The organism is Paenibacillus xylanilyticus (assembly GCF_047246825.1).
Taxonomy (GTDB): domain Bacteria; phylum Bacillota; class Bacilli; order Paenibacillales; family Paenibacillaceae; genus Paenibacillus; species Paenibacillus xylanilyticus_B.
The window spans coordinates 381,937-401,450 of record NZ_JBFOLB010000003.1; the positions used below are offsets into that span (position 1 = coordinate 381,937).

Here is a 19,514-nt window from a genome sequence, read left to right on the forward strand (position 1 = left end):
GCAGGCACCTTATGTTGAGGTTAAACCTTGGCATGTTGAAGCTAAAAAACTTCAGCCACGTTATTTCAGCAGAAGCTAGCGCTGGAACCAATAATGTAGTCAAATAAAGTGCCTGGAATTCGTTAGAGCACCGCTTCTGTTAAAATTCACCGAATAGCGTGTCTCCAGTTCATTAGAAGGAATATGAATTGCTGCACGTTCAAGAGGGTCATCCCGTCATGTTTATGACATATGGGATGGCCCTTCTTCATGTACATTTCTTTTGTACAAAAATATTCTGAATGATGAATCCCTACTCCTCCGAACTCGAGGTTCAGACTCAAAACAATCGCACCTTAGAACCTGGAAAGAGATAGTCCAATATGCTACGTTCATAGAGTTGAACTGAACATCCGATTCCCGGTCTAGTGGAATGAATATGGAATACGACAGGAGGCTAACTGCATTGTTGGACAAAAAAGCGGCAAAAATACTGCTGAATACATTCTGGGGAGGTGGCGGCTGGAAGACTGCTCCTGCACCCTTCTCTGGTGATGAATTTGAATATGCCAAAAGCAAACATGTGATGTTCGATCCGCTGACCATCACCCATGACGAGATCGTTGATCGTCTGCACCAGCTTCACCAGGACACCACCATGAAGGAAAGGGTTGTTTCGGCTTTTGTGCACAGCCTGTCCACCAAAAAAGTATATTTACGCAGTGCGCTCTCAAGCTGGGCATTAACCTCACAGTTGCCTCTGCACACCTATGGGGAGCGGCCCGCACTGCATGCCAATACCAGTTCATGCGGGGATTGCAATTACCTGCGACTACAGTCGGACAAGCAGTATGTGAACGTCGATCTGAACGTCATGAATTTTGAGCGGATCAAATGGGGCGGCGTTCGTCATGGCTGGCTGCTCTACTGCCTGATGGACCTGGAATTGCTGCGTCTCGACAATGAATTATGCTACGAGGTAACCCCTGAAGATATAACCATACTTGAACACCTTCTCGCAGCCTCTCAGACAGGCGATCCCAGAGATAGCGCCCGCTCGCTTGAGAAGCTATGGAAAGGTCTGTTCCCTTCGAGCAAACAGGAACGGGATGCCCTGCTTGAGATTTGGGCTGCCTCGGGTCTGCTTGTTCCCGGAGATAAGCCGAGGAAAGGCAAGGGCGGCTCCAGTGATTTTATTTTTGCCGCTACCTGGCAAGGAGATGACGGCTATAATACAGAGGCCGCGAACCATTACTTCGGCTCCTATCTTCAACAAACGTTCTAATATCTTAGTGTTCTGCAGCATGTTTAGTCGTGCTGGTTACAATAATGACATCGACAGATTTCCGCTTTAGCTCGTATAATAGGGGGAAAATGGTAGATGGGAGTGAATCAAGCAATTTTATGGTATACATAATGGCATTTTTGCTGTCTTTTATTGTCGTGCTTCTGCTCATTCCTCCGCTTAGCCGATTGGCTCACCGCCTCGATTTTGTGGACAAGCCTCGGGAGGATGTAGAGCGCAAGCTGCACAGGCAGCCGATTCCGCTGACGGCGAGTTACGCGATATTTACTGGATTCTTCCTGACATACATTGCTTTTACGAAGCAGCTATCCATGGAGACGGCCGCATTGGTTGCAGGCGGCATGCTTCTTTTAACGATTGGTACCATTGACGACTGGTACAAAACAAAAGGCAAAGACTTCCCTGCCTTGCCCAAGATGATCATTCAGATCTCTGCAGCGGTGCTCGTATTTGCTTCCGGAATTGCATTCACCGGGTTCGTTAACCCGCTGACCTCGGAATACGTCATGCTTCCATTCTGGCTGCAATTCCTGCTGACGATCCTGTGGATTTTCGGTGTAACCACCGTTATCAACTTCTCGGACGGCATGGATGGGCTCGCTGGCGGATTATCGGCGATCTCGGCAGTCACGCTGTTTGTCGTTGCCCTGGCCAAAGGCCAAAGCGACTCAGCACTCATGTCCATCGTGCTCGTGGGTGTAACGCTTGGTTATCTGAAATACAACAAACCTCCGGCCAAGGTATTCATGGGCGATGCGGGAGCCACATTTTTGGGTTTCATCCTGGCTGTCATTGCCCTTGACGGTGCATTCAAACAAGCAACCATGCTGTCGCTGTTCATCCCGATTTTGGCCCTTGGTGTACCGATCTTCGACAATATTTTTGTCGTGATCAAACGTTTCATTCAGGGTAAAGCCATCTATCAGGCAGATGCAAGCCAGGCCCATTATCGCCTTCTGCGTGCAGGGCTAAACCACAAGCAGGTGGTCGGCGTCTTGTATCTCATCAGTACCTGTCTCTGCCTTTCTTCCATTATTCTAATGCTGGTGGAGATGTAGGGGACTGGCGGCATACGTTACAACATACAGGTAAAAAAGAGACGAGCCAATGAATTCATTGGCTCGTCTCTTTTCGCTGATCTTCATCAACGATATAATTCGGAGAATAGCAGCACTTTTGTCATGCCACCTGCATTATCCTGCCACCTGGTGACATGCTTCATCACGCTTACCTGGAAGCTGCGGGTGGCAGAGGCATATCCGTCTTCTGCCAGTCTGCCCAGCCCGGCCGATCGAGTTCAACAAGACGACGGTAGCGCTCTTCCTGAGCCAGCAGCTGTTCGTGAGAACCCTGCATGGCAATTTGTCCATTTTCCATAAATATAAGCTCATCCATCTGTTCCGCACCAATGAGGTGATGGGTAACCCAAATCATCGTTTTGCCCTGCATGCTGTCCAAAATGGTACGGATAAGTGCGCGTTCCGTCACCGGATCAAGTCCGACTGTCGGTTCATCGAAGATGACAACAGGCGTCTCCCGCAGCAGTACCCGGGCCAGCGCAATCCGCTGCCGTTCTCCACCCGAAAATCGAATGCCCGTCTCCAGCATCGGGGTATTGTACCCCTGTGGCAGAGACTCAATAAGGCTGGCTAGACCCACTTGGGCGGCCACACGTCTAATCTCCTCATCGGTTGCATGAGGACGGCCAATCCGCAGGTTGTTTGCTACTGTCGTATCGAAGAGGTGCGGATTCTGGTTCAGCACCGCAATGACATCAGGTACATTCTCACCCAGCGTTTGCACAGGCTGATCGTTGATTAACACAGCCGAGGCCGACGACGGTAGCAGCGCACCTTGAATCAGCTTCAGAAGTGTAGATTTCCCGCCGCCACTGCGTCCAAGAATAGCTAACCGCTTGCCCTGGGGAAGATAAAGAGATACATCCTGCACAGCATAGGAATCTTCTGAATCATACCGGTAACTTACGCGGTCGATCCGAATATCCGCTCTCAGCTTCGGAGGGATCCGCAGGCGGATTCGCTGATCTCGTATATTCCTCGTCATGTCCGTGGACATGGATGAAGCTTCTGCCACCTGCTCAGTGTCAGTCCCGACTGATTGGGCACCATGAATGTCCCCCTCACCCTCCAGATGCTGCAATCGCTCCAGCGATTCTCGGTATTGTGGGAGTCGCTCCACTGCATCTGAAACTGGCAGCAAGGCTTCCGTGAGTGGAAACAGTACCAGTACAAACGCCGCAATCAGGACCGCGGGAAGCTGCCCGGCAAAAACCTCACTTCCTGCCCATAATGTCACGGACACTACCATCAGTCCAATGACACACTGGGCAATCAGATCACGCCACCGTGTCCAGCTTCGCAGGCTGCACCGAACCGAGTCTGCCTGCGCTTCTCCCTCTTCCTGAAGGCGGACGAATTCCGCCGCTCGTCCACTTGCCATCCAATCCCCCAGGCCAAACACGCCGTCTGTCAGCCGGGTGTATAGCTGACTGTTCTTCCTTTTTAGTAGCACCCTCCGACTCCAAGTCACCTTTAAAGTGATGGCAGGCAAGAGAGCAACAAGAAATAACATGTAGAGACTCACCCACAATGCAAATCCCAGATCCACAGTACCAAAAGAAATAACCGCTGCACCATACAGAATTAGCGCCGTGACAGCCGGAAATACGGTACGCAGATAAATGTCCTGCAATCGCTCCACATCGTCCGCGAGTGCACCGAGTACATCGCCAGTCTGCATGCGGGAGCGCAGAAACAGAGCCTGCGGCTCCAATATCCGGTACAGCTTCACCCGCTGATCCGCGAGCACACGCAGCACGGCATCGTGACCCGCCAACCGTTCGATATATCGGAACACAGCACGGAAAATCCCGAAGGCACGTACGCCCACAATCGGTACGTATACCATCAATATATTTTCAGGACGGAGCGCGGATTTGGAGATCAGAAATCCGGAAGTGAAGAGCAGCAGCACTGCACAACATGCAGCGCATGTTCCGAGTGCAATGACTCCGGCAAATCTCCAGCGGTACTGTGCGACGTAGGGAGCAATCCAGTTATTCTTTTTTCTCCCGTCCCGAGCCGTTTCGGTCTGCTCATATCCGGCTTTCATCTCATACCGCCTCCATTTGGGCCTGAATCATCTGGTAGTATACACCCTGTCTTGCCAGCAACTCTTCATGTGTTCCTATCTCGGCAACTGTCCCGCCATCCATAACGATGATGTGATCCATATGCGGCATCCAGTGCAGACGATGCGTAGCCAGAAACACCAGCTTGCCTTCAAATATTGGCAGCATGGTCTGTTTCAGTTCATACTCGGTCTCCACATCCAGATGTGCGGTCGGCTCATCCAGCAGCAGGACTGGCCGTGCACTTAGCAAGGCCCTGGCCAGGGCCACCCGCTGCTCCTGTCCACCGCTGAGCTGCCTGCCGCCGGCTCCAATCGGCTCATAGAGCCCATTCGGCAAGGAAGTTACCAACTTGTTCAATCCGGCAGCGGCAATCGCACCGGCAACCTCTGCATCCGATGCTTCGGGCACATAGAAGCGAACGTTATCAGCCAGGCTTCCACTGAATATATAAGGATGCTGTGGTATGGCTGCCGTTTGCGTTCTCCAGGAGTCCATCATCTCTGGAGATACGGGCTGACTGTTGACTAATACCTGGCCTGAAGTGGGCAGTTGAAAACCCGCCAGCACGTCAATCAAAGTTGATTTCCCTGAACCACTGGCACCAATGATACCCACTTTGGCCAGACCCGAGATTTGGAATGTAACATCCTCCAACGAGCAGGGCCCCTCCTCTTCATGCCGCACTTGCACATCCGTAAGCGCCAGTCGGCTGCCCGCATGCCATAAAAACCTCGATGAAGGGGCATAGTCATGGTCACGGGTGCTCTCCTCACGCAGTACAACACGTATCGTAGAAGAGTATGCACTGCTGTTGCCGGAAGAGGGCTGATGCACAACTCCTGCTACATCCGTCTCTACTTCTGCTTGAAGAACAGTATTGGCGTACGCCTCCCGCTGTCTCTCTTCTGCAGCTTTCCCCCGCTTAATCATCTGTTCGATCGCTTCTCCGGCCTCTTTACCATCCAATGTCGCATGATAATCGGCACCCACCATCCGTACAGGCAGGAAATATTCCGGCGCCAGAATAAGTACCGTAAGTGCCGGACCGAGAAGCATTTCTCCTTCCGTTAGCCGCAGACCCAGACCTACCGCGACAGAGGCAACCGATAGCATCGTGAAGAAATCCAGGGCGAATGAAGACAAAAAAGCCATTCGCAGCGTAGACATCGTCGCTTTACGGTAACGCTGACTGACCCGAACAATCGTATTCACGTGCTTGCCGCTCTGTCCCAGCGTTTTCAGCGTCTCCAGTCCACGAAGCGTATCCACGAAGTGATTCGCCAGTGCCTTGTATGACTTGAATTGCCCATCCATCTTGCGCTGTGCAGCAAGACCAACCAGAATCATGAACACAATCAATATGGGAAGGGTCAGCGTCAAAATAATGCCGGACATGACATCCAGCTTGAACACATACAACAGGATTACAATAGGGGTGAACCCCATGCCCAACAAACGGGGGATAAACAGCTCCAAATACGTTTTGTACTGGGCCGTCCCTTCCCGTGCCAGTGTGACCAGGTGTCCAGTGCCTTCTGTTTTGGCAAAACGCGGGCCCAACCTAAACCACTGCTCCACCATCTGTCTGCGCAGATCGGTTCCTGTTTTCTCTGCATAACGCATGGCAACCCGCTGCAACCAGAAGGAAATGGCATAACGGGCAGTAAAAGCAGCCAGGAACAGCAGCAGCACAGGGTACTGCTCTGTTATGGATGACCCTTCAAACAATGCTGTTATGGCCTCGGCGAGCCATTTTGCCTGCATAATGATCGTCATCGCCTGCAGCAGCACCAGCGCTGAAGCCAGCGCCAGTACGGGCCGAATCCCCGGCAGCTTCAGCAATCCCCGTCCCATGTCAGTACTCCAGGTGATGCTGCTCGTTCAGGCGTTTGCGGAAAATGTAATAACTCCAAATCTGATAGCCGAGAACAAAAGGCAGCAGCGTGCAGGCTACAATGGTCATCACTTTCAGTGAATATGCACCGGATGCCGCATTGTAGACCGTCAGGTCAAACGCGGAGCCAAAGGAACTCACCATAACTCTTGGAAACAGGCCGATAAATACGGAAGCAAAGGCGATGGCAATGACAGCTCCAGTCATGCCAAAAGCCCAACCCTCGCGCTTGTGCCGCACGAAGTAAGCGGCAAGACCCAATGAGACAGCGCCAAGGACCACCATGATCCAGAGCGCCCAGCCGCGGACGGCGAACACGTCCGTCATGAAGTATGTCATTATGGCATACACCGCAAGAATGGCGGCCAGCGGCAGCATCAGTTTTTGGGCCGTATGCAATGCTCTCTCCCTGAGATCGCCAACCGTACGCAAGGAAGCGAACAGCAGGCCATGAACGAGACACAACAAAGTTACGCTAAAACCGCCAACGACGGTATACGGATTGACGATGTCCAGGAATCCCGCACGCATCTGCATCTCCCCATCGATGGGCAGACCCTTCATGAGCGTTGCAAATACAACGCCAAACAGGAAAGGCAGCAGCGCACTGGATACCACGATGATAACGTCCCATGTTTGGCGCCAGCGTTCATGTCTCATTTTACTGCGGAATTCAAAGGCCACCCCGCGACCAATTAAGGCCAATAACACCACTACAAGCGGCAGATAAAAGCCACTGAATAACGTAGCATACCAGTGCGGGAAGGCAGCAAACATTGCTCCCCCTGCCGTAATCAGCCACACCTCGTTGCCATCCCAGAACGGACCAATCGAATTGATCAGGGTACGGCGTTCACGATCCGTTTTGGCAATAATGCCAGTTGACATGCCAACCCCAAAATCAAAGCCCTCCAGAAAGAAAAATCCAACAAATAATACGGCAATCAGCAAAAACCACAACTCACTTAGTGACAACTGAATAACCCCCATCCACGCCGAACGGATCGGACGATTCATCGTGGTCCTCCGGCTTTTCTACTGCATATGGCCCTGCCTTGATCTCACGTACGAACAGATAGACCATCACAATACCCAGAACCGTATAAGCTGCCGTAAATGCAATGGTAGAGAACAGAATCTGGCCTGCACTCACGTTAGGCGATACACTGGCTTCGGTCGTCATATATCCGAATACCGTCCAAGGCTGACGCCCCACCTCCGTCATGATCCAGCCCGACGTATTGGCGATAAACGGCAGGGAGATGGCAAATACCATCAGACGCATAAACCACTTTCCAGCGACCTCCAGCTTCTTGCGCATGGCCAAGAACGTACCGTACAGAGCTAGTGCAATCATCAAGCCACCCGCTGCAATCATGATACGGAAGCTCCAGAACGTTGTCCGTACCGGAGGAATATAATCTCCAGGTCCATATTGCTGCTCATACTCGGCCTGCAGTTCCTTCATGCCTTTGACACTGCCAGAGAACTTGCTGTAGGACAGATAACTGAGCAATCCGGGAATCTTGATCTCACCGGAATTCTCCTGTTTGTCCGGATCGATAAATGCAACGACCGTCCACGGCGCGGGATCTTCCGTTGTTGTCCATGTCCCTTCGCTGGCGGCCATCTTCATCGGCTGCGTCTCCACCAGATATTGCGCCTGGAAGTGCCCGGAGAACGCTACACCGAATGAGGAAACAAGACCAATGATGATCGCAATGTTGAATGATTTGCGGAAAATTTCCACATCCTGCTTCTTCATCAATTTGTAGGCACTAATTCCCGTTACCACAAAGGCACCCGTCATTAATGCGCCGAAGATGGTATGTGGGAATTCAACCAGCAGCTGACCATTGGTAAGCAGTGCCAAGAAATCATTCATCTCCGCACGGCCGTTGTTAATCTCGAAACCGACCGGATGCTGCATGAATGAATTGGCCGCCAGAATCCACAGCGCGGACAGGAATGTGCCGACAAATACGAGCCAGATACAGGCCAGATGCACTTTTTTGGACAACCGATCCCACCCGAAAATCCAGAGCCCGATAAACGTAGACTCCATAAAGAACGCCAGCAAGGCTTCAACCGCCAGCGGCGCACCGAACACGTCCCCGACGAAGCGGGAATACTCGGACCAGTTCATGCCGAACTGGAATTCCTGCAAAATACCCGTAACGACCCCGACAGCAAAGTTAATCAGGAACAGCTTGCCCCAAAATTTGGCCATCGTTTTGTAGATTTCCTTACCCTTGACTACGTACAACGTCTCCATAATCGCTACCAGCAGCACAAGACCGATGGACAGCGGTACAAAAAAGAAATGGAAGATCGTTGTGAGTGCATATTGGATACGCGATAACATAATCGGATCCATACCGTTACCCCTTCTTTCTGTTCACATCGCAGTTATTCGCATTCGGCATGGAAGCTGCACCTTCGCTGTCTGTCCGCCAAATACGCTTGATGAACGTATTGTGCCAGATTGCCTATTTTCTACATGTGACAATTATCACAATCCTCATCAGAATTTCGAAAAAAATGTGACGATGGTCACACATTAGATAAAATTCAGCCTATCAATATGGCTTGCCAGCTTCGTCTATTCAGGGAAGTTGCTCATGTTTGGCACATCATGCCCATATGCTAGAGTCAGACATATCATGCGAAGTGCCATAAGGGCTGTACATATGATGTGGAAGAACGGAACATCCCCGGAAACGGGACAATAACCTTGAACGCAGTCAAAGTGAGGTGATTAACCCATGGATAAACCCGAAACCATACCGGAAAAAGCCACAGAAACGGCTTCAAAAGAGGGTAATACGGAGCTCCCTCCCATCAGGTATATTCTCTTTCCACGCAAAGGGGGATGGTCCACTTTTCCTTACCCGGACATCGCTGCCTTGCTCGCGGCAGAGGGAGAGGTCTTCTATGTAAGCAGTCAGGAACGTTCAGAAGATATGCCCCCGGCCATTTCAGTGGTTACCTTGCCCGAAGCAGAATTACTGCTGCAGCAGTCTCGCACTGCAGCTGTGATCACCCATCCCTATTGGCTTATGGCAGCAGCTTCGCTGCATCCGGAGATCAGCATTGTACTGCTTCCCGAACCGGCAGGCGATGAAGCGGAGTCGCCGCTGTGGGAAAGCTGTATATCCAGGCTGGTTGGCATCGCATCCCTGGTCGGCACGTCTTCGGAAACGCGTTATATGAAGCTGGCCTTTCAGGGTACACGCGCGGTCTGGCTGGGCGGTGAAGACACTGCTCCTGCAGGCTCCTTGCAAAAGAATGATCTCGAAATCCCTCTAAAAGATTACGAATTGCTGTTCCTGCACGCCCTAAGACAAACCGCTGCAGGTGTACCGGACACCATTACTCCGCTCCAGTGCAGTATGCGTGCGGACTATTATCGCCAGCTCCGTTCAAAAACGGGGCCGCACGAGACGATTTCCTTTTTGTTGGCAGCCTATGAATACTTGCTGGACGATGCGCGAGCAGCTGCATCGCTTAACGAAGCTTTCATCCATGCCATCATGAGCGGACGAAGTGACTGCATCCATTCCCACTACCGGTTCCTCTCTGCCATTCATGCCAAAGCAGGAGAAGTGGGGCATGCGCTGCAGGTTTACGGGATTAGTGCAGGCAATGCACAGGAACGGCATCACTATGAACAGTTATGCCGCTGGCTGGAGGCCGGGGAGAATGAACTTGTTCAGGCGGAGCTGCTGCGTATAAACGATGATTACGGAGCAGCGCTCGGCATACTGGACGCACTTGGGGGAGAGACCGCCCGGCATTGGAAATTCCGAATTTATCAGGAGACCGGACGTGTGGAGGACGCCCTGGCTCTGGTCCATGCGATGGATATTCAGGATGGCTCCAGCCGCAGGGATTATCAGGAACTATCAGGTACTGCCATGGCACTTCGAGGAGAACGCCACGGGGCAGTACGACAGTTCCTCGAAGCAGCGATGGAGAATGAGGATGCACTCGCCCGGATTGTGGAATTGGAACTGCTGGATCATGCTGTACAGCAATTACTGGGGGAGGTGCCGTGATGCTGGACCCGAAGAAGCGCACACAACACATTCGGGGTCTGGGCATGCAGGCAGACATCCGGGTTGATGTCCCCTCAGCTTTAACTGAATCAATTGCAGACAGTGTGGTGCATTCGAAGGGCACGGAGGAGCAGCGGGAACGTTCAAACCCGGTATCCTCTTCCATTCGCCGCGTTCGCAAAAGTGAGGGAAATAAACTGACCGCAATGCTGCAGGTCCGCAACGAACGAGGCAGATACCTCGAAGAGGTACTCGGTGATCTGAGTGAGTTCGTGGATGAGATCGTTATTGTAGATGATGCGAGCACAGATGGCACACCCGACATATGCAGGGCCTATCCGAAGGTTGTCCGTCTTGAGGTGCTGGAAAAGCCCTTATTCGCCGAGGAATGGCGGCTCCGTAACGCCCTGTGGCAAGCGGCAGTAAGCACCTCTCCGGACTGGCTGCTGTCCGTCGATGCAGATGAACTCTACAGTACGGAGGCCAAGGAAGCCATACGTACTCTGATCAATCAGGAACATGCGGACTGGGTTGCATTCCGGTTTTACGATATGTGGGGCGGTCGAACTCATTATCGGGATGATGAACTCTGGGGACTGCATAGACGACACACGGCCTCCCTTGTACGCTATATGCCGAACTATCCCTACTTTTACCCGCAGCAAAACCATCATGTTCCCCGCCTCCCCTTGTCCTGTACAGTCCTGCCTGGTATTAGCACGGAGCTGAAAGTGCAGCATCTTGGATGGGCGGGCAGCCTGGAAGACCGGGTTCGCAAGTATCTGCGTTACAAACGCATTGATCCACACGGCCAATGGGGCAGTCTGGATCATTACGAATCCATCCTGGACCCGGAACCGCGACTGGTTCCCTGGAAGGAGGAGCGGTGAGATGGGTGTGGTCAGTATTTTGACACACAGCTTCACGGATGGATACAACCGGGATTTTGGCCGGGTATTCGGAGGTGGGCTTGAACGTTACATTCTTGATCTGTGCAGCGTGATCCGCGAATTGGGGCACATTCCCGAAGTGCATCAGTTGTCCTATTATGAAGCATTTCAGACGCGGACGGAGCAGATTGACGTGTTTGGATACGCCTATGATATGGATGATGTGCCTGAAGCCTTTGCCCGGATGGCCGCAGCAGCGCGCGGACCCGTAATCTATGCCAGCTGCCTCTGGCAGCCCATCAGCTACAAACCCGGCAGTCTGGGGATCTGCCACGGCATTAACTGGGATCGTCCCGGTTTGCCCCTGGAGACCAAACAGCAGGTCGCCGAGCACATCCAACTGGCACTGGATGGACTGGTACGCATCGTATCGGTCGATTCCCATTTCCAGACCTTTTGCCGGGCTGCATGTACATTTGGCGATCCCAATCAGGTTGTCCTTATTCCCAATGCAGTGGATACCTCCTATTTTACTCCTGCACCGCCCAGACCAAGATTCGGTCAGGAACAGGAAGCGGAATGGTTGTCGGCGTGGAAGGAAGACCTTGCCAACCAGGAAGAAGATGCCGGGGTAGTCATCTCGGGGTTGAGCACAAAAGAAGCGATGGAGCTCGCTGACACTGACTTTTCCGATATGACCAATGAATACATTGAACCTGTTGCCAGCACCACTAGCCCTGTTTTACATTCGAACCCTCCGCGCCCACTGCGGATTTTGTATCCGCGCCGTATCAGTATGGAACGAGGCATTATCCCCATGATGCTTGCTTCAGATCGGCTGCTGGGTGCCTTTCCTGACCTGGAAATTGAATTTGCCGGAGAGCTGGTCGAGGGCAGCACTGTGGGCAGAGCGTTTCGCTACTGGCATCGCACTCATCCCCACAAAGATCGGATAATACAGCGTACGTATGACTTCAGGGATATCCGGGAGGCCTATCACCAGGCTGATATTGCTGTGATCCCCACGGTGTTCTCGGAGGGTACCTCCTATGCCTGTCTGGAAGCCATGAGCTGTGGCATTCCGGTCGTTGCTTCTAACGTTGGCGGATTAAACGATCTCATTCAGGATGGTTTCAACGGGCTGCTTGTACCTCCGGGAGATGATGCACTCACTGCTGCTCTGGTACGTCTCCTCGAGGACAGGGCAGAGCGGGAGCGCTTGGGCATATACGCCCGGGAGACAGCGCTGGCCTATGACCTGTCCGGATGGCGGCGCAAGTGGAGTACGGTATTAGAAACTTTTCTGGCAGACGCAGGATTGAGAGAGGGGATTCGGGGATGATGGACACACCTGATCAGACAGAACAACTGGAATCAAGATATGTTCGGCAAAGCGACCCCAAAACAGATACGCTGATATTTCCGCTGCATCCGGCATGGTGGAGCAGACCTTACGAATACGAGTGGGCCCGTCAGTTTGCCCGTTCGGACGACGTCGTACTGGATGCGGCCTGCGGCATCTCCCACCCGTTCAAATTCTGGCTGGCCGAACACTGCCGGGAAGTTCATGCCTGTGATTGGGATGAACGCATTCTGTCGGAAGAAGCCATCCGGCTGGATATTGCTTCTGACTTTGGCGAAGAGGCCGCACGTCATCTGCCGGAATCCTGCTTGACCAGGCTGCATCGCGCCCGGGCCAATCTGGCCCAGCTGCCGTATGTATCCGGCATGTTTGACCGAATATTCTGCATCTCGGTTCTGGAGCATCTGGATACAGGCACGATGCTGCGTGCCTTTCGCGAATTCGCCCGGGTCATGAAGCCGGATGGACAATTAATTGCGACCTTCGATGTGCCGGAGATGCGGCCTGATCTGCTCGAAACCATCATGGCTGTTACCGGGCTGACGATTGACGGCAAGCTCGTTGTGGATGAGCCGGATGATGCCATCTGGTCAGACATGTATGGTACACCGATTCGCTGCTTCCGGGCAGTTATTCGGAAAGGATGAATGATTTCGTTAAAAACGATCTCACCACAGACATTGGAAATTCGCTGCCGTGTAAGTCATAAATGAACGAATAGCATCCTGCAGCGGGCTGCATAGCCTTCCGAGGAGGCTGCGCCGGGAGCTGTCAGGCGCAGCAGTGTGTGCAGGCCCGGCGATATTGCAGTCGCCGGGCGACCAGAGGCGGCAGGCTGAAGCGTAAGTTGATGGGCCTGCACGGCCCATTCATGCGCTGTTGACTGCCGCCCGGCGAGCAAGGCGAGCGTGCCTGCCAGCAGTGCCTCCATGGCACGAGCCGTGGCGGGCACTTCGTTCGTGAAGGGCTGCTGCTCTGCCTGAGGCATGCCGAAGAGCTCCAGCAGCCCTTCACGAACGCTTGCGGGCGCGCGCAGCAGCCCGCAGCGTGCCGCAGGCTGCTGCGCCGCGAGCATCGCCGGCACCGCCCCGGGCGGCAGGGCCTGCAGCAGGCGCAGCCATGCGGCCCAGGCGCCCACGCGCGCGAGCGCCACCGCAGCGGCGTGCACGGCGTGCGGCGGCTGCGCAAGCGCTGCGCTGCCGGGCGCGGCACCGCGCAGCAGCGCCTCGGCGGCGCGGGCCGCGGTGCTGCGCAAGGCTGCCTGGCTGGGCAGCTGCAGCCGGGCACCGGCGTGCACGCAGGCATCGCTGGCGTTGCGCTTGCAGCCGAGCGCCCACAGCGCCAGCGATGCCTCGTGCCCGAGCTGCGCGTGGCCCGCCCACGGCTGCAGTGCTGCCCGGGCCGCAGCATCCTCGCCCAGCTGGGCCAGCGCCAGCCCGGCGGCGAGCGGCTGGGCATGCAGCGCGGCAGCCAGCGGTGCTGCATGGCGCAGCAGCCATTTCGGCCGGTGCGCATGCAGCGCGACCGGAATAAGCGCCTGCCAGGCAGCAGGCGGCAGAGCGACTCGCGCAGCCGCATCGGCAACGGCGTTCGGCCGCCCGGTGGCTGCGGCCAGCAGCAGCAGACGCTGCCACGCAGCCATGCTGCCGGGCTGTACCGCCAGCGCTGCAATGTACGCTGCTTCGGCCTCGTCCCAGCGGCCCAGCCGTTCAAGAGCAATGCCTTCCAGCGTGAAACTGCGATACGTTCCGGCACCCGAAACGGAGGTGTACTGCCCTGCTGTTTTAGCTGCTGATTTGGCCTGCTTCAACCAATCCAATGCTGCTTCTTCCCCACCAAGATCCAGCTCCAGCACAGCACCGAGCTCAAGCAAATCAGGAAAGTCTCCATAGATTGACGTCCACGCCTGTACCACAGCCAGTGCCCGTTCCAGGCGGCCACTTTCCCGCAGAGCATATGCCGTTTTGAGTACCAGATCAGAGTGATAACCACATGATGACCCAAGATGAGCAAGCAGCGGTTCCAGCAGTTTCAGTGCTTCATCGTATTCCCCCTGCTGAAACCACTCAGCTGCCAAGGCATACAGCAGCTCCGGGTGGTCTGCTGCCCCATTCAGAGCGGAACGGATTAGACGCATATTCCGCTCTGTTTTATTTTTGCGAACGATAGCTTCTTCCAGGTAGCCATAATGCATGACTTCCCATTTGGAATTCTTCACACCTTCAGGAGCAAAAGCCATAATCGATGAAGCCACTTCTTCGTGAATTTTGCCCTTGAATGCAATTCGGGGATCGTTCCGGAACAAGCGGCATACGGCGTCGGTTACGCGCTCTTCACCAGACCGTCCCAAGAGGCTCGTGACCTGTATCCAATACCCCCAGACATCATCCGGACTTGCAGATAATAATTGCTCTAGCTCTGTCTTCATTTGCTCCGTCCGCACCCATACTTCATCTGCATCCAGCACCAGAATCCACGACTTTGTCGCAGCGGTAAGGGACTGATTGCGAGCGGCAGCAAAATCGCCGTCCCATTCTGCACGGATCACCACTGCACTATAAAACTGGGCAATCCGGACCGTGTCATCCGCTGATCCGGTATCTACTATAATGATCTCATCCACAAGCTCCCTGACAGCTTCCAGGCAGCGCTGAAGGGGCTCCTCTTCATCCTTCACAATCATGCACAGGCTGATTCCAGGCTGCACGCTCATCCCCTCCTTTCCCCGGTAACCGCCTAGATCTCAAAACCGTCCGGTCCCGGCAATTCCAACCGAAGCTGCTGGATCACTGGCCAGCAGCGGTGACGCTTCTCAACCGATTCATACGGCTCCCCTGCCAACTGCTGCAAATGATAGTCCGCCGCGCCTAAAAGGCTCTTTACCAGCCAGCCCGTTCCCGCAAGGGTATCGGAAGCTCCGGCAAAAGGTTCAGACACGTGATCATGATCCCGGTTCGAAACTTGCTCTTGATGGATCTCATCAGACGCAAAGGTTCCCGCACCCAACTGCCGCTGGCTAATCTGAACAAGCGCAAACAGCTCGCCCCATTTACCGGAATGAATGCATCCTTCCATGAGTAGTCCCATGGCCTGCCAGCCATCATACTCTGCCCCGGTCGCTGCTTCAGCAGCTCCAGGCGTTCCATTGGAGGTCTTATTGGGAGCCACCTTCCGGTGCCCTGATGGCGCGGATTGCTCCGGTTGCATACAGTGATTCAGCCAGTTTGTTAACGGATCTGATCCAGTTGTCGCCCGTCCCTCCATCCAGTTCAGACGATCAAGCCATCTGGCAGAGGGGAGGGCATAACCTCCTTTTTTCCGCTGAACCGTATCTAGCCTGAACCTCGCCCTGTTCCATTTTCCCTGCTGGATCTGTAGAAGAGCCCTGGCAAACGTCAGCCTTTCTCTCATCTCCTTCGAAGGATTGGAAGCCGCGTCCGGTAGCAGCTGCATAGCCGCATCGTAACATCGACACTGCTCCAGAATACCCAATATTTTGTGAATCGCCTCTTCAGAAGACAGAGCAAAACGTTCCGCAATCATCGCCGGAATATGCTGCTCCTGTCCCGAAACCCGCATAATCCGGAATATCCGGTAGAGCGGCGGCAGTAAGCTGGATCTGGCTTGAATGGCTTCCACGTATGCATCGACTGCACCCTCGAGGTCTGCCCTCCCCTCCAGCAGACGTCCCAGCGCATACCAGGTCTGATAGGTACCCATTCCTTCTTCCGTATGGTATATGGGTGGAGGTGGCCCCACCCGAATGGCTTCGCGCAACGAATGCTCGGCTTGCTCCGCGTTACCCAATGCTTCTTCACACACCCCACGGTTGTGCAGCAGATCCGTATAATCCGGAAAAAACGCGAGTGCTTCGTCGATCTGCTCCAAGGCCTCCTGCCAGCGATTCAGATGTTGAAGGCAGCGCACCTCATACTTGAATAACAAGTGCGCATAGCTGGTTACCGCAGGATCGATGCCCGCCTTGGCCACACCAAAGGTTTGCAGTGCCCGTTCTGCCTCCCCTACACGCAAATACTCAACACCCAAATTATAATGATGAAACGATTGTTCCGGTTCTTCCTCCACCGCCTGCTGCAGCAACTTCAAATTGCGATTTACTTTGTCCTTGCGCTCCACCACCACAGTCTGATATCCATAATGATGAATCACCATATCGGTCACGTGAAAAGCAGCATTCGGGTTCTTCCGGCAGATGGCCGCCGCAATCTGTTCATGAATTCGGCCCTCAAACCGATGCTCTGACGCATGGCGAAATAGCCGTAATACCGGATTGACTGTAATTCCCTGCTGTCCTGTGCCTGTGTAGTTATGAATGTTCAAAAACAATCCGTCGCATTCGCTGGCTGTCGTCCAGCTCCGGATCTGCTCCCGTGCAGTGGAATCCAGCGCCTCGTCCGCATCCAGAAAGAGAATCCAGTCGCCACTCGCCTGTTCCAGGCCCGCGTTTCGAGCGGCGGCAAAATCATCACTCCACACAAGGGTTATCACGCTTGCCCCGTATTGCCGGGCGATGTCGATGCTGCGATCCGATGACCCCGTGTCCACCACGATCATCTCGTCCACAGCTCCATGGACACTCTCCAGACATTGCGACAGCCATTCTTCTTCGTCCTTAACGATCATGCACAGCGAAATGCGGTTGCTTGGCAAGCTGGTTCCTCCTTTCTCTGGCACGAAAATCGGTACGCCAAGGGATGCCTTGGGCTGTCCGCAGCCTTTGCAGCAATGCATCCTGCTGCGCTGCGAGGCCCGCAGCAGATGGAGAACGACTCAGCTCTTTTTGGATGGCATCCAGCGCCAAATGCAGATAACCTACTGCAGCACCAGCCCTGGCCTGGCGCAATCCTGCATCCTGCAACAACGCCTGCTGAAAAAGGGACACAGCCTGATCGTAATGCCCTTTGGCAAATACGGCTTCTCCAAGGTAAAAGAAACCCTCAGCATCCAGGCTCCCTTCTGTCATGCATTCAATCAGGAGGTCCGCAGCCGACATGGTATATCCTTCACGGTACAGGAGGCCAGCAAGCCAGCGGTTATACGCCGTGCATTGGTCCTTCTCCGCTCCGAGTTTTGTCCATTTCTCAGACCACTTCTGAGCCAATGCCAGTTGACCCGTTTGTACCGAGTGCTCCACGATTTTCCGGATCATGTTACGAGCGGTCTGCTGCACCACTGTCAGCCCTTCCTCGTCTTGTCTAATCGTTTTGTACACAGGATCCCATTCTCCCCCGAACCAGCCGTCCAGCGTTTTCCATACTTCCCGCTCCGCCTGCTCTGCTGTCTCCAGAAAAGAAAGAGAAAGTGTCGATCCGCCTGCCCAACAGGTTACTGCCCAATCCATTCGCTGCTCAGGCTGGATAGGTCCGATATCCGTGCTCGTGTTCCTGTTCCCCAAAAGATGTTCAGCCAGCTGCAATGCTTCTGATTTCCTATTGGCACACAGCATCCAACGCAGTCGAATCATGGGATCTATAGGAATATTCTTGGCAATATCACCGAGCAGTGACAGCGTCTGCTCATACGCTCCGCAGGATGCAAGCGCATGAAGGATGTTCCTGAAACCATCTGAATATTCCACTGCGATACCCTGCTCCGGCTTATCCAGACGTTCCTTCCAACGAACCAGCAGCGCCTTCACAATGTTCTCATCCGTTTCTCCGGATTGATGCAGCACGTCCGCTAGCCCCTGCAGCGCAGTGGCATAACCAGGCATGTAATCCAGGGCCAAACCATACAGATGTGCTGACTCTTGCAGGAATCCCCTCTTCTGTGCCAGGTGTGCCATGGCTGCATAGGGTCTGTACGTATCCACGCCTTGTTCAGTCACATAACCATTCTCTCTACGAAGCTCTCCGGATTTATTTATCGCTCTGGCATAAGACTGATACGCCCTCTCGTCGAGGCCTTGTTGTTCCAGGACTTCTCCATATAGAAAATGAAGGTCAGCATAGTCCGGGTAGTGTTGTCTTTCCACTGCCAGGAGTGCACGAACTTCATCATAACGCGCAAGAGCTGCAAGAACTTTCGTATAGTCGCGCACCAGTGTGGGCCGATATGGTGCCCGGGGCTCGGTCAGGCGAAGTGATTCGGCAAATGTACCGGCTGCGTTCTCCATCTGTCCCAACTGGCAATACGTCACTCCCAGATTGTAGAGATGAAAAGGCTGATCCGGGTGATCATTCAATTCCTGTCGCAAAAGCTTTAAATTACGCAGAGGTTTATGTCCCTGAGCGATCCTGGAAACGAGGTATCCATCATGAACGAGACGCAGCGGAGCCAAGGGCTCGCGCTCCAGTGGGATATTTTCCATATCCTCACAAACCAGCTGCTCATGAATACGCCCGTCATATCGATAGCCACGACCGGATCGGAACAGGCGTACAGGCTGAAATGTTACCTGATCTTCCGATTGTTCATTTATCCGGTTCTCTATTGTAACCCTTAATTTTGATATGCTTTTATGGACGGTAGGCAAATACTCCAGTAACTCCTCTACACCATCTACGGCATATTCATCCGCATCTACACACAAAATCCATTCCGTGTTGGCCAGCGGCAAACTAATATTACGCGCACGCGCAAAATGGTCTTCCCAAAGGGCATGAAGCACCGTTGCTCCATATTGTCTGGCGATCTTTGGCGTATGATCTGCCGATCCGGTATCTGTAATAAACCATTCACCGCCAATCAGTTTGAAGCTGTTCAGACAGCGGGGCAAATCCTTTTCTTCATTTTGAACAATCATGTGGATTCCGAGTAGTCTGTTCTGCAAATGCTGTCACCTCCAACGCAAAAAAAAGTACATGAAGCCCCACCTAAGGGACTCCATGTACCTATATGATCGAAGAC

General features: G+C 53.7%; 13 protein-coding genes. 6 read left to right on the top strand and 7 right to left on the bottom strand.

From position 1 onward, the window contains the following. Positions 1–448: 448 nt before the first annotated feature. Entirely contained in the window at positions 449–1,264 is an 816-nt protein-coding gene (locus tag AB3N00_RS21070; RefSeq protein ID WP_413036602.1) for a hypothetical protein, read from the top strand. 119 nt (positions 1,265–1,383) lie between these two features. After that, entirely contained in the window at positions 1,384–2,343 is a 960-nt protein-coding gene (locus AB3N00_RS21075) for an MraY family glycosyltransferase (RefSeq protein ID WP_175397072.1), read from the top strand. A 169-nt stretch (positions 2,344–2,512) separates the two neighbouring features. Here AB3N00_RS21075 and cydC read toward each other — a convergent pair whose 3' ends face one another. From cydC to AB3N00_RS21095, 4 genes are read right to left on the bottom strand one after another with little or no spacing between them, the layout of a single operon-like run. Beyond that, the gene (cydC, locus tag AB3N00_RS21080) at positions 2,513–4,417 is read right to left on the bottom strand and encodes a thiol reductant ABC exporter subunit CydC (protein WP_413036340.1); all 1,905 of its coding nucleotides are present in this window, start codon (positions 4,415–4,417) and stop codon (positions 2,513–2,515) included. 1 nt (position 4,418) lies between these two features. Continuing rightward, a complete protein-coding gene (gene cydD / locus AB3N00_RS21085) occupies positions 4,419–6,293 on the bottom strand; it encodes a thiol reductant ABC exporter subunit CydD (RefSeq protein ID WP_413036341.1) in 1,875 nt (624 codons plus the stop codon). Between the two features lies 1 nt (position 6,294). Beyond that, complete coding sequence (cydB, locus tag AB3N00_RS21090; protein WP_413036342.1) at positions 6,295–7,350, bottom strand: cytochrome d ubiquinol oxidase subunit II; 1,056 nt, start codon at positions 7,348–7,350, stop codon at positions 6,295–6,297. Continuing rightward, the gene (locus tag AB3N00_RS21095) at positions 7,295–8,710 is read right to left on the bottom strand and encodes a cytochrome ubiquinol oxidase subunit I (RefSeq protein WP_413036343.1); all 1,416 of its coding nucleotides are present in this window, start codon (positions 8,708–8,710) and stop codon (positions 7,295–7,297) included. Before AB3N00_RS21095 ends, cydB begins: the two co-directional genes overlap by 56 nt. Before the next feature lie 388 nt (positions 8,711–9,098). Here AB3N00_RS21095 and AB3N00_RS21100 point away from each other — a divergent pair, with 388 nt between their 5' ends. Genes AB3N00_RS21100 through AB3N00_RS21115 form a run of 4 tightly spaced genes read left to right on the top strand, consistent with a single transcriptional unit; the run spans position 9,099 to position 13,291 of the window. Next, complete coding sequence (locus AB3N00_RS21100) at positions 9,099–10,391, top strand: hypothetical protein (protein WP_413036344.1); 1,293 nt, start codon at positions 9,099–9,101, stop codon at positions 10,389–10,391. Then, positions 10,391–11,281, top strand: coding sequence for a glycosyltransferase (locus tag AB3N00_RS21105; RefSeq protein ID WP_413036345.1), 891 nt, complete (start codon positions 10,391–10,393; stop codon positions 11,279–11,281). Before AB3N00_RS21100 ends, AB3N00_RS21105 begins: the two co-directional genes overlap by 1 nt. A 1-nt stretch (position 11,282) precedes the next feature. Further along, positions 11,283–12,623: a glycosyltransferase family 4 protein gene (locus tag AB3N00_RS21110; protein ID WP_413036346.1), complete on the top strand. Its 1,341-nt coding sequence runs from the start codon at positions 11,283–11,285 to the stop codon at positions 12,621–12,623. After that, positions 12,620–13,291 carry a class I SAM-dependent methyltransferase gene (locus tag AB3N00_RS21115; protein ID WP_413036347.1) on the top strand — a complete coding sequence of 224 codons (672 nt, stop codon included), beginning with the start codon at positions 12,620–12,622 and terminating at the stop codon, positions 13,289–13,291. Before AB3N00_RS21110 ends, AB3N00_RS21115 begins: the two co-directional genes overlap by 4 nt. A 56-nt stretch (positions 13,292–13,347) precedes the next feature. On the opposite strand, the gene AB3N00_RS21120 is transcribed toward AB3N00_RS21115, so the two are convergent. From AB3N00_RS21120 to AB3N00_RS21130, 3 genes are read right to left on the bottom strand one after another with little or no spacing between them, the layout of a single operon-like run. After that, positions 13,348–15,351 carry a glycosyltransferase gene (locus tag AB3N00_RS21120; protein WP_413036348.1) on the bottom strand — a complete coding sequence of 668 codons (2,004 nt, stop codon included), beginning with the start codon at positions 15,349–15,351 and terminating at the stop codon, positions 13,348–13,350. A 29-nt stretch (positions 15,352–15,380) separates the two neighbouring features. After that, on the bottom strand, positions 15,381–17,315 hold the full coding sequence (locus AB3N00_RS21125) for a glycosyltransferase (protein WP_413036349.1): 1,935 nt from the start codon (positions 17,313–17,315) through the stop codon (positions 15,381–15,383). Continuing rightward, positions 17,278–19,437 carry a glycosyltransferase gene (locus AB3N00_RS21130; protein ID WP_413036350.1) on the bottom strand — a complete coding sequence of 720 codons (2,160 nt, stop codon included), beginning with the start codon at positions 19,435–19,437 and terminating at the stop codon, positions 17,278–17,280. The genes AB3N00_RS21125 and AB3N00_RS21130 overlap by 38 nt, the downstream gene beginning before the upstream one ends. Positions 19,438–19,514 lie beyond the last annotated feature (77 nt).